The sequence below is a fragment of the Phyllobacterium sp. GQ127 genome (assembly GCF_059758635.1).
Map to the genome: position 1 here is coordinate 956055 of NZ_JCAXDZ010000001.1, position 22692 is coordinate 978746.

Annotated in this window: 17 protein-coding genes; 9 read left to right on the forward strand and 8 right to left on the reverse strand. The window is 55.5% G+C overall.

The features are described from left to right. Positions 1–83: 83 nt before the first annotated feature. Positions 84–1004: a LysR family transcriptional regulator gene (locus AC6CHM_RS04975; protein WP_115052776.1), complete on the reverse strand. Its 921-nt coding sequence runs from the start codon at positions 1002–1004 to the stop codon at positions 84–86. A 129-nt stretch (positions 1005–1133) separates the two neighbouring features. Between AC6CHM_RS04975 and AC6CHM_RS04980 the strand changes: the two genes are divergently transcribed. Continuing rightward, on the forward strand, positions 1134–2291 hold the full coding sequence (locus AC6CHM_RS04980; protein ID WP_498172240.1) for a M20 metallopeptidase family protein: 1158 nt from the start codon (positions 1134–1136) through the stop codon (positions 2289–2291). A gap of 34 nt (positions 2292–2325) precedes the next feature. Beyond that, complete coding sequence (locus tag AC6CHM_RS04985; RefSeq protein WP_307285641.1) at positions 2326–3816, forward strand: AbgT family transporter; 1491 nt, start codon at positions 2326–2328, stop codon at positions 3814–3816. Positions 3817–3846: 30 nt separating this feature from the next. On the opposite strand, the gene cckA is transcribed toward AC6CHM_RS04985, so the two are convergent. Further along, positions 3847–6444, reverse strand: a complete 2598-nt coding sequence (cckA, locus tag AC6CHM_RS04990; RefSeq protein ID WP_498172241.1) for a cell cycle histidine kinase CckA — start codon at positions 6442–6444, stop codon at positions 3847–3849. Positions 6445–6754: 310 nt separating this feature from the next. On the opposite strand from cckA, the gene AC6CHM_RS04995 reads away from it, so the two are divergent. Further along, positions 6755–7867 (forward strand): flagellar biosynthetic protein FliO, encoded by a 1113-nt coding sequence (locus tag AC6CHM_RS04995; protein WP_498172243.1) that lies wholly within the window; start codon positions 6755–6757, stop codon positions 7865–7867. Positions 7868–7979: 112 nt separating this feature from the next. On the opposite strand, the gene dksA is transcribed toward AC6CHM_RS04995, so the two are convergent. Continuing rightward, on the reverse strand, positions 7980–8396 hold the full coding sequence (gene dksA, locus AC6CHM_RS05000; RefSeq protein ID WP_040854267.1) for an RNA polymerase-binding protein DksA: 417 nt from the start codon (positions 8394–8396) through the stop codon (positions 7980–7982). Between the two features lie 383 nt (positions 8397–8779). Between dksA and AC6CHM_RS05005 the strand changes: the two genes are divergently transcribed. From AC6CHM_RS05005 to AC6CHM_RS05020, 4 genes are all read left to right on the forward strand, one after another. After that, positions 8780–9295: a SixA phosphatase family protein gene (locus AC6CHM_RS05005; protein ID WP_115052772.1), complete on the forward strand. Its 516-nt coding sequence runs from the start codon at positions 8780–8782 to the stop codon at positions 9293–9295. 122 nt (positions 9296–9417) lie between these two features. Continuing rightward, positions 9418–10893: a YcjX family GTP-binding protein gene (locus AC6CHM_RS05010; protein ID WP_498172245.1), complete on the forward strand. Its 1476-nt coding sequence runs from the start codon at positions 9418–9420 to the stop codon at positions 10891–10893. After that, positions 10890–11969 (forward strand): YcjF family protein, encoded by a 1080-nt coding sequence (locus AC6CHM_RS05015; RefSeq protein ID WP_498172246.1) that lies wholly within the window; start codon positions 10890–10892, stop codon positions 11967–11969. Before AC6CHM_RS05010 ends, AC6CHM_RS05015 begins: the two co-directional genes overlap by 4 nt. Before the next feature lie 122 nt (positions 11970–12091). Beyond that, positions 12092–12628 (forward strand): hypothetical protein, encoded by a 537-nt coding sequence (locus tag AC6CHM_RS05020; protein ID WP_115052770.1) that lies wholly within the window; start codon positions 12092–12094, stop codon positions 12626–12628. Between the two features lie 87 nt (positions 12629–12715). Here the strand turns inward: AC6CHM_RS05020 and folK are convergent, their stop codons facing one another. Together folK and folP are read right to left on the reverse strand one after the other, a co-directional pair. Beyond that, positions 12716–13231, reverse strand: a complete 516-nt coding sequence (folK, locus tag AC6CHM_RS05025) for a 2-amino-4-hydroxy-6-hydroxymethyldihydropteridine diphosphokinase (protein ID WP_498172248.1) — start codon at positions 13229–13231, stop codon at positions 12716–12718. Continuing rightward, a complete protein-coding gene (folP, locus tag AC6CHM_RS05030; RefSeq protein WP_498172249.1) occupies positions 13228–14067 on the reverse strand; it encodes a dihydropteroate synthase in 840 nt (279 codons plus the stop codon). Before folP ends, folK begins: the two co-directional genes overlap by 4 nt. Before the next feature lie 128 nt (positions 14068–14195). Here folP and AC6CHM_RS05035 point away from each other — a divergent pair, with 128 nt between their 5' ends. Further along, positions 14196–14819: a DUF922 domain-containing Zn-dependent protease gene (locus tag AC6CHM_RS05035; RefSeq protein ID WP_115052767.1), complete on the forward strand. Its 624-nt coding sequence runs from the start codon at positions 14196–14198 to the stop codon at positions 14817–14819. A gap of 159 nt (positions 14820–14978) precedes the next feature. On the opposite strand, the gene AC6CHM_RS05040 is transcribed toward AC6CHM_RS05035, so the two are convergent. From AC6CHM_RS05040 to AC6CHM_RS05050, 3 genes are all read right to left on the reverse strand, one after another. Next, positions 14979–16004 carry an NAD(P)/FAD-dependent oxidoreductase gene (locus tag AC6CHM_RS05040; protein ID WP_115053273.1) on the reverse strand — a complete coding sequence of 342 codons (1026 nt, stop codon included), beginning with the start codon at positions 16002–16004 and terminating at the stop codon, positions 14979–14981. A gap of 373 nt (positions 16005–16377) precedes the next feature. Continuing rightward, positions 16378–16698: a 2Fe-2S iron-sulfur cluster-binding protein gene (locus tag AC6CHM_RS05045; protein ID WP_115052766.1), complete on the reverse strand. Its 321-nt coding sequence runs from the start codon at positions 16696–16698 to the stop codon at positions 16378–16380. A gap of 85 nt (positions 16699–16783) precedes the next feature. Then, positions 16784–17152 carry an Hpt domain-containing protein gene (locus AC6CHM_RS05050; RefSeq protein WP_115052765.1) on the reverse strand — a complete coding sequence of 123 codons (369 nt, stop codon included), beginning with the start codon at positions 17150–17152 and terminating at the stop codon, positions 16784–16786. 304 nt (positions 17153–17456) lie between these two features. Between AC6CHM_RS05050 and AC6CHM_RS05055 the strand changes: the two genes are divergently transcribed. Further along, positions 17457–22544 (forward strand): apolipoprotein A-IV repeat region-like domain-containing protein, encoded by a 5088-nt coding sequence (locus AC6CHM_RS05055; protein ID WP_498172252.1) that lies wholly within the window; start codon positions 17457–17459, stop codon positions 22542–22544. The last annotated feature ends 148 nt before the right edge of the window (positions 22545–22692 follow it).

Consider the following 22692-nt stretch of genomic DNA (forward strand, 5'->3'; position numbering starts at 1 on the left):
CCGTCCAGCCCAACAACGAACACGTCATTCAACACCGCTCGCGGGCAAGCCCATAAGTATTCAAGAATTTTCAATCGCCCTCATCAGGCAAACTTGTCTGTCTCTCCGCGCTCAGAGGGATGCAAATTATCCAACAGCATGTCGAGAAAAGCGCGGACCGCGACAGGCAAAGTGCGATCTTCCATTGTCAGTATATGCAATACGCTGTCAGTCATGACCTCGTCATCAACTGGAACAGCGATAAAGTCCCCCATGTCCGTACGCCCGGGCGTACGGATTGCACTGGTAAAGTGTATGCAGTCGGCAGCGTCAGAAAAGCGTCGCAAGGCTGAAATGCAGTTGGTGGACATGACAGGCTCCACGACAAGCCCTTGCATGGCAAAAGCTGCATCGATCAGATGGCGCTGTGTTCGCCCCTTGTCCGGCAAGGCAACAGGATAGTTCAGCGTCTGTGTCATGGTCACGGATTCGAGGCTCGCAAGCGGGAGATGTTTTGGAATCAACGCGTGCATCGGACGGCGGACAACCTGCTCGATTTTTACGCCGCGAGGCGGCGCCAGATTAAAGGTCGTACCTATATCGGCCTCGCCGTCTTGAATGAGTTGCGCCACTTCCACCGAGTTTCCAACCCACAGATGAAAGGTTACGCCGGGAAAGCGCTTGCGGAATTCGGCAATGGCTTCGGAAAGAATATCGACGGCAAAGCCTTCATAGCTGGCCAGACGCACAAATCCCCGATCCGGCACCTGCAATGCTTTGATCTCGGCGGTGACGCGTTCAGCATCAAGCATGGTTCGCCGTGCATGAGCAGACAGAACCTCGCCCGCCGCGCTCGGAACCATGCCGCGCGGCCGTCTCTCGAACAATTCGACACCCAATTCCCGCTCCAGCTTGGCAATTTGCCTGCTGATTGCAGAGCTTGCAACATTAAGCCGGTAGGATGCATCGGCAATTGAACCCGACTTTACGACCTCGAGAAAGTAACGAAGTGACGTGCTTTGCATGGCGTTCCTGCGTTGCCATTTTGGCAATGGTTTATACGAATTAAAGCGATTGTGGCATGTTTGTGACGCTGATATCAACGTCAAAAAGGTCAATCAGGCCGTGTGTGGAACATTAAATTGGGAGTCTCGATGAACGCGTTTTCTATCGAAGCCATCAAATATGCAACGGAAACCCGGCACTACATTCATACAAATCCTGAACTGAAATATGAGGAGCATGGCACTGCCGATCTGGTGGCAAGCCGACTTCGCAGGTTGGGTTATGATGTTGTTACAGGCCTTGCCGAGACGGGTGTTGTCGCCACTCTGGATACTGGTCGTCCCGGCCCAACAATCGCGTTCCGCGCGGATATGGACGCATTACCCATCATCGAGGAAACAGGACTACCCTACGCCTCGAAAATCCATGGGAAGATGCATGCCTGCGGCCATGACGGGCACACGGCCTCGCTGCTTCTGGCCGCCGAAGGACTGGCGGAATCAGCTGACCGGTTTACAGGCCAGCTAAAGCTCATTTTCCAGCCAGCTGAAGAAGGCGGGCTTGGGGCAGCCCGAATGATTGAAGCGGGTGCATTGACGGGCGTGGAAGCCATTTATGGCTATCATAACCGCCCGGGATATCAACTTGGCCGTGTCTTTGCCAAATCCGGCCCAACCATGGGCGGCAGTTCGCTCTATGAAATATCAATTTCCGGCAAAGGCGGACACGCGTCGCGACCCGATCTTGCTGTCGATCCGATCTTCGTGGGAACCGCTGTGGTACAGGGCCTACAAAGCGTGATCTCACGTCGCCTATCGCCGCTCGAATCCGGCGTGGTCACCGTCACACAATTTCACGGTGGAAACAGCCACAACATTATCCCCGTCAGCGCCTCGCTGATCATCAACACACGCGACGGATCGCCCGCCGCCTATGCGGTGATCGACAAGGAACTGCGGCTGGTCGTAGCGCAGATCTGCGAAGCGCATAATGCGACAGCCATGATTAGCCAGCAAATGCGTATCCCCGCTGTTGTGAACAATGCGGAGGAGACCGAATTTGTGATTGCAACCGCCATAGATACCGTAGGCGCTGATAAGGCTGGCAGGATCGATACGCTTCCAACCATGGGCGCGGAAGACTTTGCATTCTATCTGGAACGCATACGCGGCTGCTTCTTCTTCGTCGGCAATGGCGAGGACGGCGCCTATCTGCACCACCCGCTTTACGACTACCGCGATGAAATACTTCCCGTGGCGGCGGGAATGTTTACGGCCATAGCAGCCCGACGCCTTGCGCCGCGCTGATTTATTTCTTCCATTCTGATTGAAGGATATTCGCATGCAGCGATTTCTCAGCATTATTGAACGGGCCGGCAATCGCTTGCCCCATCCATTCATTCTCTTTCTCATTCTCTGCGTTGTTGTCGCCATAGTATCCTGGCTGATGGCTATGGGTGGTGCGAGCGGCATCAATCCCAAAACAGGCAAGGAGGTTTTCGTACAAAGCCTCATTTCCGGTGAAGGCCTCGTATTCGCCCTCACCACCATCGCCAAGAACTATGTCATGTTCCCGCCGCTCGGCGTGATCCTCGTCATCATGCTGGCAATCGGCGTTGCCGACCGTGCCGGACTGATCGCCAGCCTGATGCAGATTAGTGTCATGAAAGCACCCCGGCAGTTGACGACATTCGTCATTTTCCTCGTCGGCATGTGTAGCCATGTCGCTTCCGATGCTGCCTATATCGTATTGATCCCGCTGTCAGCGATGATCTTTCAGGCTGTGGGGCGCAACCCGCTCGTCGGCGCTGTAACGGGCTATGTTGCAGTGGGCGCTGGCTACGATGCAAGCTTGCTGATTACGCCGGTTGACGTGATACTTTCAGGAATAACGACAAGCGCCGCTCATACGATCAATCCGCAGGCCTATGTCTCGCCGCTTGACAATTACTACTTCATCGCCTGTTCGGCCCTGCTGCTTTCGCTTGTGGGTACATTCGTCATTGAGCGGATTGTCGAGCCGCTGGCTGGCAAATATCACGGCGATGTGGTTCTCAATCTGGAACCTATTGGTGCAACTGAGATGCGCGGCCTGAAGCTGGCAGGCTGGGCAGCACTGGCTTTCGTTATTGTCGTGGTTGCCATTACCTTGCCTGCCGCCTCGCCTCTGCGCAATGAGACAGGGGGGTTGGTACCCTCGCCGCTGCTTGAAGCCATTGTCGCGCTGCTGGCCGTCTTCTTCCTGCTTGTCGGCTGGATATACGGCAAAGCCGTCGGCAAGATAAAGAATGCCCGTGATGCGGTTTCCCTGATGTCAGAAGCGTTGAAGGACCTTGCGCCGACATTAGTGCTGTTCTTCGCAATCTCGCAGTTTCTTGCGTGGTTCAAATGGACGAATCTTGGCGAATGGATCGCGATCAGCGGCTCGCACGTGCTTGATGCCAGCGGTTTTGCCGGTACCCCCCTTGTGCTTGCCTTCATCATGCTGGCGACCGTCATGAGCGTTTTCATCACCTCAGGTTCTGCTCAATGGTCGCTGATGGCACCAATATTCGTGCCGATGATGATGCTGGTGGGGCTGGAACCAGCGCTGGTGCAAGCGGCTTTCAGAATATCGGATTCCGCTACCAACGTAATTTCGCCCATGAGCCCGTATTTTGCGGTCTGCCTTGCCTTCCTGCAGCGCTACCAGAAAGATGCTGGCATCGGGACATTGGCCGCGATGACGCTGCCCATATCCATCGGATTCCTGGTTGCCTGGACAGCCTTCCTAGTTTTCTGGATTGAAGTCGGGCTTCCGCTGGCACCGGGCGTTGGTCTGTTCACGAAATAAACGAACCCGGAGAGCGGATCGCAATAAACGCTATTCGCTCTCCAGCATTTCCTTGACCGCTGTTGCCAGTTGCTTCAGCGAGAACGGTTTCGGCAGGAAGCCGAATTTCGCATCTTCCGGCAGGTTCTTGGCAAAGGCATCTTCCGCATAGCCGGAAACGAAGATGAACTTGATATCTCCGTAATCCTTGCGCAGTTCACGCAACAAGGTCGGACCATCCATCTCCGGCATGACAACGTCAGACACAACAATGTCGACCTTCCCATCCAGCTCTTTCATGACCTCCAGCGCCTCAACGCCGCTTGACGCTTCATGCACCGTGTAGCCACGGGATTGAAGCGCGCGCAGGCCGCCCATCCGCACGGCGTCTTCATCTTCAACCAGAAGCACGGTTGCAGTGCCGGAAAGGTCGGTTGCCTTTTCGGGCTTCTTTTCTTTCTTCGGCGCTTCGATCTGAATGACTTCGCCTTCGGCATTCAATATTTGCGGCTCGGCACCTTCCACGAAGCGTGGCAGCAGGATGCGGAATGTTGATCCCTTGCCAAGCTCGGATTCGGCATGGATGGAGCCGCCAGTCTGCTTGATGATGCCATAGACCATGGAAAGGCCAAGGCCTGTGCCCTTGCCCACTTCCTTGGTGGTGAAGAAGGGCTCGAAGATCTTGGCAATGGTTTCAGGCGTCATGCCTGTGCCGCTATCGACAACCTCGACCACCACATAATCGCCGGGCACGACATCGCGGTAATTAAGGCGGGCCGTTTCCGCCTCACCCATATTGCGAGTGCGGATGATCAAATCGCCGCCTTCCGGCATGGCATCACGCGCATTAACGGTCAGATTAACCACGACCTGCTCAAACTGGCCAAGATCGGCCTTGACCTGCCAAAGATCGCGGCCATGCTCGATCTTGAGGTTGACCTGCGTGCCGGCAAGACGCGTCAAGAGCATCCGCACATCGGCAATGACGTCCGTGAGGTTGAGAACTTCGGGACGCAATGTCTGGCGGCGCGAGAATGCCAGAAGCTGTCGCACCAGAGATGCCGCCCGGTTTGCATTCTGCTTGATATTCATAATGTCGGCAAAGGACGGGTCCGATGCGCGATGATTGGTCAAAAGCAGATCGGACGACATGATGATTGCCGTCAGTACATTGTTGAAATCATGCGCAATGCCGCCTGCAAGCTGCCCGACAGCCTGCATCTTCTGGCTTTGCGCCATGGTGGCTTCAAGCGCCTTCTGCTCGGTGGTTTCAACCACGGAGACAATGGCAGCCTCTTCAGCTCCATCCTCTCCACCGGCATCGAAAACGGGGCTGATGTAGAACCGCAAATGCCGGTCCTCATTGCCCGGAATAACCGTATCGACTGGAGAAATTTCTGCTTTTCCGGCAAAGGCTGAGGCCAATGCACGATCAAACGCCTCGCGGTCACGTTCATGCACAACGGTTTCCAGCGGGATGCGCCGGTCAATATCATCCCGGTCGACCACGGGAGCAAAAAGGCCAAGGAAACGCGCATTGGTGCGCAATATCTTGCCGGTTGAATCGACAGCGGCAATAGCCATAGAGGCGGAATTGAAAAAGCGCGTGAACCTTACTTCCGCAGCACGCAGCGCCGCCGAGGTATCTTCGCCCTCGGCCCGATCAAGGACTATTGTGCGCGTCGGACCACGCTTGCCGTCGCGCTGTGCCTGAACCCGGTGGTAGAAGCGAACGGCAAGACTCTGGCCATTGGCCTTTTCCAGATCAAGATCGATAACGGTATTGCGGCTTGTTCCCGCTTCCGTCTTGACTGCATTTATCAGCGCCATTCCATTGCCGGCTACGATCTCGCGCACGGTCATGGAGCCGGGTGTGAAGCGTGTCAGATCAATGCCCAACCACTCGGCCAACGTCGCATTGATATAGATAATGCGGCCATCGGGATCGGCGGAAAAGAAACCGGCGGGCGCATGATCGAGGTGATCAATGGCCTCCTGAATATCTTGAAAATAGCGCTCCTGCTCGGCGCGCTCGGCGGAAATATCGGAAATCTGCCAGGCATAGACAGGGGCGGTCTGATCGGGAATGCCGGCAACGGCGCGCGCCTTGACGCGGTACCAGGTCGGCACCGGTTCACGCGATGGATCAAGCGGGCGCGACAGGCGAATCTCTTCCTGTCCGGAAATTCCATCACGCAAGCCATTGGCAAGGCGGTAAATCGGATCGGATGCAGCTGGCTCACCGGAAAGAATATGTTCGATCGGGCGCACATCATCCGAACTCGTTACGCCCGTCATCTCGGCATAGGCACGATTGGCATAAACAATGCGCCCCTTCTGGTCGCAGACGACCGTACCTTCCGGGTAAGTATCGACAAAGGCGCGGGTCAGCTCATCACTCGTGCCGCGTGGCGTAAACTGAATGACATTAATGGCCGAGCCAAACAGGTAGAAAACGCCGGTCATGGCAAGCAAACCAAGCAGGCCAAGCAGGAATTGCTGGCCGAGCTGGTCGCGATAGATGAAATAGAGGACGGAAATCCCGACCAGCACGATACCCAGCAGGATCAGGCGCAAGCCTGCCCTGTTCGATTTCGTGTTGGCGATGATCGGTTCCGGATAAAGATCGCTATTCGTTTCTCGAGACATATGTCTACTATTCGCTTCTTGAGACATATGTCTCAGGCCCCTTTTTCATCGCCCAACCAGCATGCTGCCGTTTGGCCTGCTGCTTGTGTCATACTTCTCGAATCGGTTGGATCATATCTTTCACCGGCGTTAAACCCTATCCTTTATCGGATAAGCTTTATTCCACGCCTTATAGGGTAAAACTGTTTTAAAATCATCAGGGTTGCGACTGTGAAGTCCACTCTGTAGTGTCACGCGAAATTATGCTGCGAAGCCCGTGTCGGGGAACAAGTTTTCGGGCTTGGTGGAATATTATAGAGGAGAGTTTGTCATGAATGCATGGCTTGCCACTATCGTCGGCGATACTGCCGCCCCCATTGTGGGATTCATTCTTCTGTTTGCCCTGGTCATTGCGCTGCTCTTGCTTGTGTTTGCCGTGTTGCGGCGGGTAACAGGCGGCACATTCGTGGCGGGTGGGCGCAACCGGCAGGTTCGGCTCTCGGTGACCGATGCCGCTGCTGTCGACAACCGCCGGCGGCTTGTGCTCGTGCGGCGCGATGATGTCGAGCATCTGATCCTCATCGGTGGGCCCAGCGATATCGTCATCGAGCAGAACATCCGGCAATTTGCCAAACAGTCCTCGCGTATCGAACCTGCGGCAACCACTTCCCCCGAGCCTGAGCCAAAAACAGAGCGCAAACCCGTTGAGCCGCCGCGCGCCGAGCCGGTTTCTCCGGCACCACAGGCAACCGCGCCAGTGACACGGCCGGCACCACCCTTGCAACAGGCGCCGCAAGTACCGCTGCGCACGCCAACGCCAGCGCCACAGCCGACGCCGCCTCGCGATGTCAGGCCACCTGAGCCGCGCCAGCAGCCAGCGACGGCGCCTTTGCCTCCTATCCCGCCAATGGCACCCATTCCGCCCATTACAGCAACGCCTGAGCCTGCACGGCCACTGCCCTATATGCCTCCGACGGTCGCTGCGGCAGCAGCAATTGCAGCAGAAGCGGCTCCCACCATTACAGTGCCAGTGCGTGACGCCAGCAATGGCTGGGAACGCACCGCTTCGCCGTCTTTTGGCAGCGAAAGCAAGGCTGAGCCCGTGGTGGATGCACCGGAGCCGCCAATCGATGCGCCGGAACCCGTCAGGCAGTTTTCCGGCGAACAAAGAGCCAGCACAGCCGCGGCATTCCCGTTTGCCGCACGCAATGAAGCGGTCTACCGTGAGCCTTCACTCGACAATATCGAGCCTGAGGAGACTTCCGAGCCGGAGATAACGCTAAGCGACGCTGATTTTTCGGACGCTTTCGATCCGGAATTGGCGAGCGAACTCAATATCGCCCCCGGTGAAGAGATCGACAGGGAAGAGCAACCGAAAAAGGCTGACGATATCGAGGATGAGATGGAACGCCTGCTCGGCGATCTGTCGCGGCCGGATCGTTAGAGGAGTACGGTCCGATTGCATAAGAGCATCTGCGTGGTTCGAACCACGCAGAAATAAATCCGCAAAAATAAAAAAAGCCCGGTTTCCCGGGCTTCTTTTTTAAAACTTAAGCTCAATCGTCGCGGTAGACTTTCTCGCGTCGCTCGTGACGTTCCTGAGCTTCGATGGACAATGTTGCGATTGGGCGTGCATCAAGCCGTTTGAGGCTGATGGGATCGCCTGTTTCTTCGCAGAAGCCATATGTTCCATCATCGATGCGCTGCAAGGCTGCATCAATCTTTGAAATCAGCTTGCGCTGACGATCACGAGCCCGAAGCTCGATGGAGCGGTCTGTTTCTGAAGAAGCACGATCAGCAATGTCCGGCAGATTTGCATTTTCCTGCTGTAGGATTTCGAGCGTTTCACGGGCTTCCCGCAAAATGTCGTTCTTCCAGTCAATCAGTTTTTCACGAAAGTAGGATTTCTGCCGATCACTCATGAAGGGCTCGTCATCCGTGGGCTTATAGTCAAGATCGATAAGTTTATTCATCATTGAATCACCCTGCACCTTTTAGACGCGAGGAGGCCTATATAGGTCGTGTCCGATGAGCGCACAACTACAAAAAGACATAGCAAATCAATAAAGAAGCAGGGCGAAATCGCTTAAAATAGTGGCATTTAAGCCGGATAAATGGAATTTTCGCGACGTCAGAGCAGGGAAACAAGGCCAAAACTTGGCATTTCTCACCCTCAGAGCTCTACTTGCGGTTGCGCTTTGCCTCGCAAAATTGCACCTCGCACAGAATATTCGCAGGCAGGTTTTGCACACTTATTTGAGAAATGGTGCATTTGCCGCATGATCCAAAGCGGATATTTGCGTCAAAGAGTGAAGCATGGCACCTTTCCAGCCTGTTCCAGAACGGAGATAAGTAAATGAGTCTCGTCTACCTTCTCCGTCATGCCAAGGCGGTCTGGCCAACACCGAGTCAGAAGGATTTTGACCGTACGCTGGACAAGGATGGCACGGAAGCGGCCCAAATCCTCGGGCTTGAGATGAAGCGAGCACAACTGAAACCGGATGTCGTGCTGTGTTCAACTGCAATCCGCGCCCGCCAGACGCTGGAATATGTAGGGTTGGAGCCACCCTTTATATTACAGGAACTCGAAAAACTATATTCCGGCGGTCCAGACACCTATCTGATGGCCATTCGTATGGCCGGTCTGGAGCATGAGGGCAGCCAATCGGTCATGCTGGTGGGCCATAACCCCATGATGGAGGAAGTGGCCATGGCACTGTCTGGTCGTGGCGATCCCCCTACGCACCCGACATTTGTCTCCGGATTTCCCACAGCCGGTCTCGCGGTGATCGAGTTTGAGGAACCCTTGGCGGAAATTCGTCCTGGCAAAGGAACGCTGCGAGAGTTCTTTTCACCCTCGGAGCATTTGTGAGATTCGGATTGCACACACTTTGTGCGTGGTTCGCACAACAATCCTGCAAAACAACGTACCTTGAGTTTGACACAAGCAGCCCCCAAATGGGTCGCAGAAGAACGCCGCAATAGGATTGTCGATTGGGAACATTCACCACAGGACTGACGAGTTGGGCCGACGAGGCAAGAATTGCGCTGGATACGCTGACCGAGCGCACAACTTCCTTAGCCTCCCCCTCCGTCCGCATCGGCGTGACAGGGCTTTCCCGCGCAGGCAAAACAGTCTTCATCACCGCGCTCGTGCACAATCTGATCCATGGCGGGCGCTTGCCGCTGTTTGAAGCGCAGAAATCCGGCCGGATTGCCAAAGCCTATCTGGAGCAGCAACCGGATGATGCCGTTCCACGATTTCAATATGAAGACCACCTGAAAGCATTGATCGAGGACCGCATCTGGCCGGATTCAACCCGGGCGATCTCCGAATTGCGCCTGACAATCGAGTATGAATCCGCATCCGCATGGGGACGCATGTTTTCCGGCGGCAAGCTTTCTGTCGATATTGTCGATTACCCCGGCGAATGGCTGCTCGATCTGCCGCTACTCGGCAAGAACTATAATGAGTTCTCGCAGGATTCATTCGAATTGGCGCAGCTGGAAAGCAGGCGCGATCTGGCTGAAGATTGGCTCAAAGCCGCAGCGTCAGCAAATGCATCTGCCGATGCCGATGAAATGACAGCGCAGAGACTGGCAAAAAGCTTTACCGCCTATCTGAAGGCGGGAAAGGCCGATGAAAGGGCACTCTCCACGCTGCCTCCGGGCCGTTTCCTGATGCCCGGCGATCTGGAAGGCTCACCCGCCCTGACATTCGCGCCCTTACCCGGATTGGGACAGGAAAAACACAAGTCCGGCTCGCTTGGCGCCATGATGGAAAGGCGCTACGAGGCGTATAAGACCCACGTGGTAAAGCCGTTCTTCCGCGAGCATATTGCGCGGCTTGACCGGCAAATCGTTCTAGTGGATGCCATGCAGGCAATGAATGCCGGGCCTTCCGCTGTTGCCGATCTTGAACGGGCATTGACGGAAATCCTTTCCTGTTTTCGTCCCGGCAGCACGAATTTTCTGACCGGGCTCGTACAGCGGCGCATCAGCCGCATTCTTGTTGCAGCAACAAAGGCAGATCATTTGCACCATGAGAGCCATGACCGGTTGCAGGCCATCGTACGCCGCCTTGTCGATCGCGCGATAAGCCGCGCTGATTTTACCAGCGCCAGCGTCGAGGTGTTGGCAATGGCCGCTGTGCGAACAACCCGCGAGGCAACTGTCACCCAAGGCAAAGACATATTGCCGGTCATCGTCGGGACACCACTGAAAGGCGAGACAATTGACGGCGAGAAATTCGACGGAAAAACCGAAACAGCCATATTTCCCGGTGACTTACCGGAAAAACCGGATTCAATATTTGAAGGACCGGAATCAGTATCTGAAGATCCTTCTATCCGCTTTGTCCGTTTCCGCCCTCCCAAACTGGAGAAAACGGCAGAAGGCTTTACGCTTTCACTGCCGCACATAAGGCTGGATCGGGCCATACAATTCCTCATTGGAGATCGCCTCGCATGAGTGAAAAACGCAAGCCAGCTTCGTTTCGCATGGACCAGCCGGAGGAAGAAAAAGCCTCTGCAAAGGCTGTCGAGGCAGCACCAGCGGCACAGCGCAAGCCAACAGCGATCAAGGATATTGCTGTTGTAACGCCCGCCGCGGTCGATGTGTTTGACCTTGATCCTGAGGCTGCCAATGAGCTGGATGCCCTGACCCCGCCGCCAGCTCTGGCGAATAGAAAGAAGTTTTCATTCGCCACAGTCTTTACCGGCGCAATTGGGGTGCTTGCATCGTTGGCGTTGGGCCTTTGGGCCGACAATCTTATCCGCACGCTTTTTGAACGTGCGCCATGGCTGGGCTGGGTGGCGCTTGGGGTCACGATACTCGGTGCCTTGGCGCTAATCGCTATTATTGTGCGCGAAACACTGGCCTTGCGCCGCCTCGCCTCAGTGCAGCATTTGCGTGACGAGGCAGCCAAGGCCGCCAGCGAAAATGATCCGGTACAGGCAAAGGCTGCTGTGGCCAAGCTCGTCAGCATTGCCGAAACCCTGCCCGCCACCGCCAAGGGCCGCGCGCTTCTGCACGACTTGCGTGATGATGTAATCGATGGACGCGATTTGATACGTCTCACGGAAACCGAATTGCTGCGCCCGCTTGACCGGCAGGCGCGTGAAATGATCCTTGCCGCCTCAAAGCGCGTTTCGATTGTCACGGCGGTCAGCCCCCGCGCGCTTGTCGATATCGGCTATGTCATTTTCGAATCAGCGCGGCTTATCCGGCGGCTATCTGAACTCTATGGAGGCAGGCCGGGAACGCTTGGCTTCCTTAAGCTCACGCGCAATGTCATCGCCCATCTGGCCGTGACAGGAACAGTGGCAATGGGCGACAGCATCATTCAGCAACTGGTCGGCCATGGTCTTGCCGCCCGGCTTTCAGCCCGGCTTGGCGAAGGTGTGATCAATGGCTTGATGACGGCTCGCATCGGCATTTCAGCGATGGATCTGGTGCGGCCCTTCCCGTTCAACGCTGAAAAGCGACCGGGAATTGGTGATTTCATCGGCGATCTGGCAAGGATCGGCGGTGTTAAAAAGCCCTGACCGGGCAATAGAAGCATTTCATATCCCCAAGTTTTATGGCATTGGCAACCATCTGTTAACCATTCCAACCCATGATTGGTTCGAAGCAGCCATTCCAATGATTAGAGTTTGAGTCCGTGTCGATGAAAACAAGCGCAGCAGTTGCCGCCCTGTCCCTTTTCGCCTGCGCGCTATTGGCGCTGCCGGCGCAAGCTAAGGATAAAGATGCGGAATTCTTCGAGAATGTCCAAGGCCAGTGGGTTGGCCCCGGAGAAATCGTGGCGGGCAAATATAAGGGTACAAAATTTACCTGCACGCTGGAAGGCTCCACACCAGCCGCCGCAACAGGCATGACGCTGGATGGCAACTGCCGTGTCGGTATTTTCAATCAACCGATGAAGGCAACGATCGCCCGCAGCGGCAATAGCTACAAGGGCACCTTCCTAGACGGTTCGGCTGGCAAGGGTCTCGACATTACCGGCGGCAATGTCTCAGGCAATCGGGTTGTTCTTGCAATCAACCGCAGACAGCTCAGCGGTGCCATGCAGGCGAAATTCAACAATGATAACAGCATGAATGTAACGATTTCCGTTCATCTGGAAGACCAGTTGATTCCTGTCGTCGGCATGTCCTTGAAGCGCGTTGATACAACTGCCGTGGGCAGCGTTGCTAAGAACTGATTGCACAATAGTCTACAGCCACAACGCTACTGCAGTCCGCCCTCTTCCTCATGGCGAGCTTGTCGAACCACGCACCTTTCTGTTCTGCTATTGAACGGACCACCAGCCCGCATCATCGCGGGCTTTTGTCATTCCGGTACTATCTGCCAGCGCCGCCCAATGCAAAACGCTCATTCCCTCAATCTTCAGATCGGGGGCGATATCACCAAGCGGCACGAGCACGAATGCGCGTTCCGTCATGCGCGGATGCGGCAGGATAAGGCTTGAGCTTTCAAAGCGATCTATCCCCTCATAGGCCAGCACATCAATATCGATAATGCGCGGGCCCCAGCGCTCCAGCCGCTCGCGTTTCATTACCAGTTCAATATTGAGACAGACCGCCAGCAGGGATTCCGGTTCGAGCTCAGTCGCAAGCTCCGCGCAGGCATTGTAGAAAGAAGGCTGATCGCGCTTGCCCCATGGCGGCGTATTATAGACCGGCGACACGATGTTGACCGAGGTATCAGCCCGGCTATCCAGAGCGCGCAGAGCCTGTCCCATGGCCAAGATCGGATCGCCAAGATTGCCGCCAAGACCCAGCCAGGCTTTACGCAAGATAGTCATGGGCGCTTGCCGCGATTATCCAGCATTGCATCGGCGAGGTTGAGCGTGCTGCGGCTCATAGCGATATTATGCACACGGAAAATATCGGCTCCGGCAAGCCGTATTATAGCCGAGGATGCAGCTGTCACCACGTCTCTTTCATTGGCTTCACCACCGGAAACAGCGCCGAGGAATCTCTTGCGCGACGTCCCCGCAAGGAATGGGTAGCCGAAGGCGGCAAGTTCTGAAAAGCGATCCATCAACGCAATATTCTCATCGGTATCCTTGGCGAAACCAAATCCGGGATCAAGCACGATCTGGCTATCCGATACGCCAGCAAGCCGTGCGATTTCCAGCGACCGATTGAGAAAGGCAAACTGATCGGCGATCACGTCCGGATCGCGTTCACGCTCGCGGCCTGTATGCATGATGACAAGCCCCGCGCCGGTGCGCGCAGCAAGATCAGCAATGGCGGGCTCCCGCTGTACCCCCCATACATCATTGACGATATGGGCTCCAGCCTCCACGGCAAGCCGCGCCGTTTCCTCGCGATATGTGTCAACCGAGATAATTATATCGTCCTGCTTCGCCAAAGCGTCGATGACCGGTAAAATTCGCGATTGCTCTACCGAAGGTTCAACCCGCGCCGCGCCTGGCCGTGTGGATTCGCCACCCACATCAATGATCGATGCCCCATCTTCGATCATCTTGCGCGCGCCCTGCAAAGCTTGATCCAGCGAATAATGGACACCGGCATCGGAAAACGAATCGGGTGTCACATTGAGCACGCCCATAATCAATGCGCGTGGCCCCAAGGTCAAAGACCGGCCATGTGCCAGTTGCCATTCCCGATCCATTCCTACGCTCCCGTTGATTATTCGCTGTCTGGTTTTTTATCACATTGCGCGGAACGTCAATTCATCTGCAAGGTTTTTGACGATACTGTTTGAATGATGCACACTGGCCAAAGAAAAGGAAAAGCTGAATGCATATTTTGGCCAGATTAGCCGCCAGCTCGATTGCGGTCGCTATTGCCTCCAGTTTCGTTGCTCCCGCCGACGCCGCAACCGTCCTGCGAAAATACCAGTATTTCACATTGAATGCGGATAATGCAGCCGAACTCGACAAGGAGTTGAGCCGCAGGGGACCAGTATTGGCGAAGACCGGTACACGGCATCCCGGCATGACGCGGATGCGCTTTGACAGCAAGGTGAAGTTTGGCTCCAATGGCAAGAACTGTCAGGTCGTCAATGCGGATATCACCGTGCGCGCAACTGTTTACCTGCCCCGCTGGAAACAGCGCCGCAGCGCAAAGCGGGATCTCGCGCTTGTGTGGGACACGCTTTCGGCGGATATCAAGCGGCATGAGGAAAGCCATATCGTCATTGCGCGCACCGCAGCTGGCGATATGGAGCGTCAGGTCAAAGCCCTGCCCTGGCGTAGCGATTGTATGAAGTTGAAAGCCGATATTGACGCGCTGACGGCAAAACTGCTCAAGAAACATGATGCAGATCAGGTGCGTTTCGACCGCATTGAAACAGTCAATTTCGAGACACGCTTCGAGCGCCTGTTGACTTACCGCATGGTGAAGGAACTGTCTAAGCCTTGAGAAGGTAGTGCGCCACCATCAATAAAGTACAAACATCTCCGTCATCCTCGGGCTTGAACCGGGGATTTATCAGTCAATTTGTTGTGTAGCGCAACTCCGGGTCCTCGGGTCAAGCCCGAGGATGACGGAGAGTTTTGTGTTCAATAGTAAACTACCCCCTCAGTTCACCCCAAGTTTTTTCTGCAAACTGGTTGATGAGGTTGTGTATTGAAACACAACGCGCTCGCCGGGATTGACGATGCGCTTTGCCGCCTGGGTCATCAATGCAGCTTCGTGGAAGCCCGACAGGATCAGCTTGAGCTTGCCCGGATACCAGTTGATGTCGCCAATGGCGAAAATGCCGGGTTCTGATGTTTCAAAAGTCTCGACATTCACCGAAATAAGATTTTCATGCAGGTTCAGGCCCCAATCGGCAATCGGACCCAGTTTCATGGTCAGGCCGAAGAATGGCAGAAGGCGCGTCACAGGAATCTCGACCTCGCCTTCTGCCGCCTTGATGACAGCGTGGGTCAGTTCGCCATTATCGCCTTTGAGGCCAGACACTTGTCCCAGCTCAAAACGAACGCTGCCGCTTTCCACCAGTTCAAACATTTTCTTGACGCTATCGGGCGCAGCGCGGAATTCTGCGCGCCGGTGCACCACGGTCAGGCTACGGGCAATCGGCTGCAAGTTGAGCGCCCAATCCAGCGCACTGTCACCGCCCCCCACAATAAGAACATCCTGATCGCGGAATTCTTCCATGCGGCGCACGGAATAAAACACGCTCTTGCCTTCATAGGCCTCGATACCGGGAACCGGCGGGCGCTTGGGCTGGAAAGATCCGCCACCGGCTGCAATAACGACCACCTTGGCTTCGAACACTTCAGCATCATCCGTCTCGATGCGGAATGTTCCATCTTCGAGACGTTCAAGTCCCGTCACCATGCGATTGAAATGGAATTGGGGTGAAAACGGCTTGATCTGCTCCATCAGCTTTTCAGTCAGCTCATTGCCGCTGATGATGGGCCATGCCGGAATATCGTAGATCGGCTTTTCCGGATAAAGCTCTGCACACTGGCCGCCGGGGCGATCAAGAATATCGATGAGATGGCATTTCAGATCGTAAAGGCCAAGTTCAAACACCGCAAACAGGCCGACGGGCCCTGCGCCAATGATGACAACATCGGTTTTGATAATCTCGCTCATCGCAAATTCCTCATGCCGGACGGTCTGCATGCCGTGCAGATAGAAAAAGGGTAATGGCTGGCGTGTTCAAGACACACGGGCTGCCATGCGCGTAACGATTGCTTGTCCCAAGGTCAAGACAATGCCGCCGCTCAAGCTATGAAAAGCCGTTCTGCGGTTTGATTCTAATGGGTCAATGAGAAAATATCAGCCTGTGAGCTGCAATTATCGGCCTATGAGTGGCAATTCTATTGTGCGTGGTTCGACGGGCTCACCATGAGGAAGGTGAGTTGGCTGCAGGCAGGTCACCGCGCCCGGCGCTATCCATTGCAAATACACCAACATTCCTCATCCTGAGCTTGTCGAAGGGCGCACGACAGAACTGCAATAAATATCAGGACTGACGTTCCGGAACGTGCACCACAAGACCATCCAGTTCATCAGAAACGTGGATCTGGCAGGAAAGTCGTGAATTGGGACGCACATCATAGGCGAAATCGAGCATGTCTTCTTCCATGGCCTCGGGTTCGCCAGTCGCAGCCTTCCATTCTTCATCCACATAGACATGACAGGTGGCGCAGGCGCAGGCGCCGCCACATTCCGCATCAATACCCGGAACAGCAAAGCGAATGGCACTTTCCATAACGGTAGAGCCGTTTTCGGCGTCCGCCTCGATGCGTTCGCCACCGTGAGTGACAAAGGTGATTTTCGCCATGAATTAAGGCCCCAGTGATCAAGTTACCGCTGACATAGGGCTTTAAAGGCGTAAGTCAATTGTACTCCCTGACGCAGCGCAAACTTCAGCGCGTTATTGCCGCTATATAATCGCGCGCATCATCAATGGCAGGGCGAAGGTCCCTGACCAGTTTCGAATCGGCTGGAGCCTGCTCGACCGCCTCTGCCAGTTCGGCCACGCGAAATGCGCCAATTGCATTGGCCGAACCCTTGAGCGAGCGGGCAAGCCGGACGCGATCATCAGGATTTGCGTGGATAAGTCTGTCCACGATGCCGCAGGTCTGACGGGAAAACAGGTTGAGGATTTCGGTTTCGAGAGCGCGGTTGCCGAATGTTTCACGGGTAAGGTGAACAAGATCAATCGGGCGCTTTCGCGCTGGCTTCGATCGCTCGCCACCTGGCGAAGCAAATGCCATCGATGCCTGTTGGGCCATTGGATATTCTCCTGAACGCTTTTACATTTGAACTCACGAGCCTAAGCTGATGACGCTGATTCAAGGTTAAAACGGGGCGGAAATCGTGCTTAAATGGTGCCTTATGGTGAATGCCGGGTAAATTTTTGCCTACAATTGAAATTTTATGAGAGGCCCAAAAATTAACCTTGTGTTTAAACTTTTAAGCATTTCCTGAATCCATTGTTTCTTTCCAAACCATGTGCCAGTACATTAAAGTAGCGGCGTAAAGAGTATGGCGCGGTTGGCCCCACATGTGGCCACCGCCCAATATTGTGAGGAAAACATGGCCACAGCCCCGAAAAGCAAGGCTTTCAAAGCCGAAGACGAGCTCGGTGAAGCCCTTGAAAAGGCTCTAGAAATCGATTTCGACGAGTCAACGCTCGGGATGGATATGGATCTGTCTCCACTTGACGATGATCTCTTGTCCCTGAACGATCTCGAAGCCCAGATTTCACAGGCAGCGCAGGAGCTTGCCGCCGAGAAATTTGAGACACCTGCCGCGGCCGAACCTGTAAAATTGCCCGAACCTGAGGTAACAACGCCGCCTGTTGCCGCCATTCCATTGCCTGCGCCAAAGCCGCAGATCAAGGCTGCCAATCCCATTCCCGCAGCTCCACCCGCGCCACCAAAGGCTCCGGCTGTTCCATCGCAGCCCTCCTTCCGGCCAGCGAATGACGACCTGCTTCAAGCCGCCAAGACCACGCACTCCACCAGTTCCGTTGCGCAGCCGAAATCCTATACCCTGATTACAGGGATCATCAGTGTTCTTTGGGCCGGCAGTGTCTTGGCACTTGGCAATGCTCTTTACGGTCCATCGCTCTGGTCGATCCGGTCCTTCTCTGATTTTGCCGCAGCGCCTTACGCAATTGGCCTAGCGGTAGCGATCATCGTTCCAATCATGCTTTTCTGGGCATTCGCGATCATGATCCGTCGTGGTCAGGAAATGCAGTATGCTGCGCGTTCCATGGCGGAAGCAGCAATGCGCCTGTCCGAACCGGAAATGCTCTCATCCGACCGCGTTGCTTCGCTGGGTCAGGCTGTGCGCCGCGAAGTTGCGGCCATGAGCGAAGGTGTCGAGCGCACGCTGGCGCGCGCCGTTGAACTGGAAACCTTGGTCCAGACCGAAGTGAACCAGCTTGAACGCGTCTACACCGACAATGAATACCGCATCCGTACCCTCGTTGACCGTCTCGGCGGTGAACGCGAATCGGTAATCGGCCACGCAGAACGCGTGCGCGCTTCTATTTCCAGTGCCCACGAGCAGTTGAAAGACGAGCTTTCACTGGCAGGCGATTCCTTGCGCGAACACCTTTCCAGCGCGTCCACCAATCTTAGCATGTCGATAAACCAGTCTGGTGAGTCGCTCATTGAACGACTGACACAGAGCGGACAGGTAATTTCCGAGCAGATCGTTTCCCGTTCGGACGACATATCAAACAAGATCAGCACTTCCGGCGAAGCCTTTGCAAATCTTCTGGAAATGCGCATTGCAGCTCTGTCCGAACAGACAGATTCTGTAACAATGAAACTGGCTGATACGCTCGACGGCCGCACCAACAGCATGTTGTCGCTGCTGGGCAATGCCACGCAGACGCTGGTTGGCGAATTCGACACACGTCTCGCCGGGCTCGATACAACAATCAACGAACGCGGACGCTCACTGCTTGCAGAGTTCGAAACACGCGCCCATTCGCTGGATGCCAGCACCGAGCGTCTCAATTCGGCCCTCGAAGCCCGTGCGCGCCAGATCAACGAACAGTTGATCGAACGCACTCGCGACATCGCCAAGACCTTTACCGATGGCCGCGCTTCGATTGACGGCATTGTCGATGAGACAAAAGCAAAGATCGGCAATGATCTGTCGACGCTTTCCGAGCAGGTAGGCAGCCTTCTTTCCACCAATGCGGCGGCTCTTTCCGACCGCCTTGTGGAAAGCCGTGAAGCGCTCGCTGCCAAACTTGCTGAAGAACGCGATGCCCTCGCCGCGACATTGATTCAGGAAACCGACCGCGCTGCCATCGTTATTCGCGATCAGGCAGGACAGATCGGCGATCACACCTCAAACCTTAAATCCATACTGGAAAGCAGCACTGCAGCTATTGGTCAGATCATCGAAGGTCATGGCTCGACCCTCGAAGAGCGTACTGCTGGTCTGCGTGCATCGCTTGTGGATAATGACGCCCGCATCGGTGCCACGCTCGAACAACATGCCAAGGCAATTGAAAACCGTACTGCCGGCATTCATACGCTGCTTGAAGACAATGAAGCCCGTATTGGTGCAACACTCGAACAGCACGCTAAAGCAATCGAAGATCGCACAGCCGGCATGCACGCTGCCTTTGCGGACACTGATACACGCATTCGCGACACGCTGGACGAACATGCTCGCAACATCGATCTGCGTAGCGCCAATATTGAAACAGCGATACACGCCACCGACACACGCATTGGCCAGACACTTGATGCCCATGCCAAGATCATCGATGAGCGCACCATTGGAATGCGTGCGGCATTTGTTGAAACACATGCCAAGATTGCGCAGACGCTTGATCAGCACAATCGAAGCCTTGACGAGCGCAACCAGGAAATCCAGCTGGCTCTTTCCGGCAGCGATGCCAAACTTGGCGAAACGCTTGCTGCTCATACGCAGGCTATTGATGCACGCAACGCCGAAATTCAGGCCACGCTGCTTAATAGCGGCACACGTATCGACGGCACATTGAGCGGCTTTATCGACAGTGTGGATGACCGTACAGGTCGCATCGAGTCGGCTTTGACCAGCAGTGACGCGCGTATCAGCGATGTTCTGGCCTCGCATGCCAGCGCCATTGAAGAGCGTACGGCCGGTATCGGTCAGGCCCTGATCGAAAGCGACTCGCGCATCAGTAATATCCTTTCCTCGCATGCAAGTTCCATCGACGAGCGGACAGCGGGAATCGAGCAGGCGCTCAGCAATAGCGATCAGCGTATCGGCCAGACTTTGGCTTCGCACGCTTCTTCGCTGGATGAGCGTACAGCCGGTATTCAGGCAGCGCTTGAAAATACCCATGCCCGCATCGGCGAGACACTGGCACAGCATGCTAGCGATATTGAAGAGCGCACAGCAGGCATCCGTTCTGTGCTCGACAGCAGCAATATGCAGATCGGCGACACGCTGGCTTCCCATATCGGAACGCTGGACGAGCGCGCTGCCGCTATTCGCGCAGCCTTGGCCGAAAGCGATACCCGCGTCGGCGAAACGCTCAACGATCATGCGACCATTCTCGACCAGCGCATTGCAGCCATTCGCGCAGCCATGGAACAGGGCAATGCTGCTCTGGGTCAGACGCTGGACGACAAGGCAGGTGCTATTGGCGACCGTACGGTAGCCTTGCAGGCGGTCCTGCAAGACAGCGCAGACGTGCTTGCCAAGGCCTTCGAAAACCATGGCGGTACAATCGACGAACGCACCACAACCATGCAGAATGCACTGGCCATTGGTGTCGATAATGTTCGCAAATCGCTCGAACAGAGTGCTTCGGTTGTCGCCCGCACGCTGCGTGAGAAAATCACAGAAGCTGCTTCTACCCTTACCGGTGAAGCACAGAAGGCCGGCGAAGCTCTTGACGGCCATGGCGAGGCATTCAGCCAGCGCATGAATGAAAGCCTGGCGGAAACCGAAAAACGGCTTGGTCAGCGCGCAACGGAGGCCGCCGCCAATCTCGAGGCTTTGGAGGCCCGCTTCTCGGCAGCCACCAATACGACCGCATCGAAGCTTGCGGAAAGCACCCGCGAATTGAACGAGGTTCTCTCGGCCCGTTCGCAGGAAATCATCAGCATTCTCGACAATACGGCTCAGCCGCTGGTCGAAAGCCTTGCCGATAATGGCCGTACGCTCGCCTCGCAGCTCGTTGAAGCAACCACATCCGCAACTGAACGCCTGCGGGTTGAAAATGCGGCTCTGATCAATGCTATCGCCAGCCGTACCGCAGAGACAATCACTGCTGTTCAGGCGGCCAAGGCTGGTCTGACCGATGATGTGAGCAACCTTATCGACCGCCTCTCCTCTTCAAATGCGAAGCTTGGGGAACTCATCGATATGGCGACCAAGAACCTTGGCGACATTGACGGACGCCTGCTCGACACGACGACGGCCTTTGCGGAGAACGCCACGAAGGCTGCTGAATCCTTCGAGACCTCAACCCGTCTGATTGATGGCAATCTCGGCAAACTGTCACAATTGTCCAACAGCACGCTAACCGACATTGCTTCCATCGCTCAGCGGTTTGACGAGCACGGCAACATGCTCAACAAGGCATCGGAACTGATCAACGCATCGCAAACCAACCTCGCCTCGACTTTTGACGAGCGCCAGGAAGCTTTGCAGGCATTGGCATCAGGTCTCATCGCCAAGTCGGAAACAATCGAGAAGACAATGCGTTCGTTCGAATCGCTTGTTTCCTCGGCATTCGACCGCGCCGAAGGCCGTGCAAACCAGACAACCGAACAGATCCGCAATTCCATCTCCGAAGTTGTGGAACAGGCATCGCAGAAGTTTGCCAACGCGACCGATGAAATCCGTCGTTCTTCCGCAGCGATCCGTACGGAGCTTGAACAGACCCGTTCCGAATTGCAACGCGGTGTGATGGATATGCCTGAAGAAGCCAAGCAATCCACGGCACAGATGCGCAAGGCTGTTTCCGAACAGATCAACGCATTGAAGGAACTCTCGGAAATCGTTCAGAAATCCGGGCGTCTTACTGACGTTGGCGAAGCACGGGCACAGCGCGCAGCGCCAGCCCGCGCAACAGCCGCAGTGGCAGCACAGCCACAACGGACCGAAGCGGTCGCTCCGGCACCGCGTCCTGCGGCGGCACCGACAGCATCAGCACCGGCTGCGCCTGCAATGCGCGGCACACTCGACACACGTGGCAATGCTGAACCGGCTCGTCCTGCCGGTAATGGCTGGGTGTCCGATCTCCTGCGCCGTGCTTCGACCGATGAAGCCGAGGCAGCGCCAAAGGCACCGGCAGGCCGCTCACCCGGTCAGGTTGTCGAGTCGCTCAATTCGCTATCGATTGACATCACCCGCGCCATCGACCACGAGGCTTCCGTTGAACTCTGGCAGCGTTACCGGGCTGGTGAGCGCAATGTCTTCACCCGCCGTCTCTACACGCTCAAGGGCCAGCAGACTTTTGACGAGATCAAGCGCAAATATCAGTCGGACAGCGAGTTCAAGCGTGCTGTTGATCGTTACATGGATGACTTTGAGCGCTTGCTTGAGGATGTCACACGCAACGATCGCGACAACACAACGACCCAGGCCTATCTGACCTCCGACACAGGCAAGGTTTACACCATGCTTGCCCATGCGAGTAATCGTCTGCGTTAAGAGCCAATTGGTATGAAAACAAAAAACGCGGTCTTCGGGCCGCGTTCTTTGTTAATATGCGTGGTTCATTGCTGAGAGCAACGTAGTCTCGCATTCCGGTAGCTGCCTGATTCGACGAGGCTCACCATGAGGAAGGTGGTTGATTGCA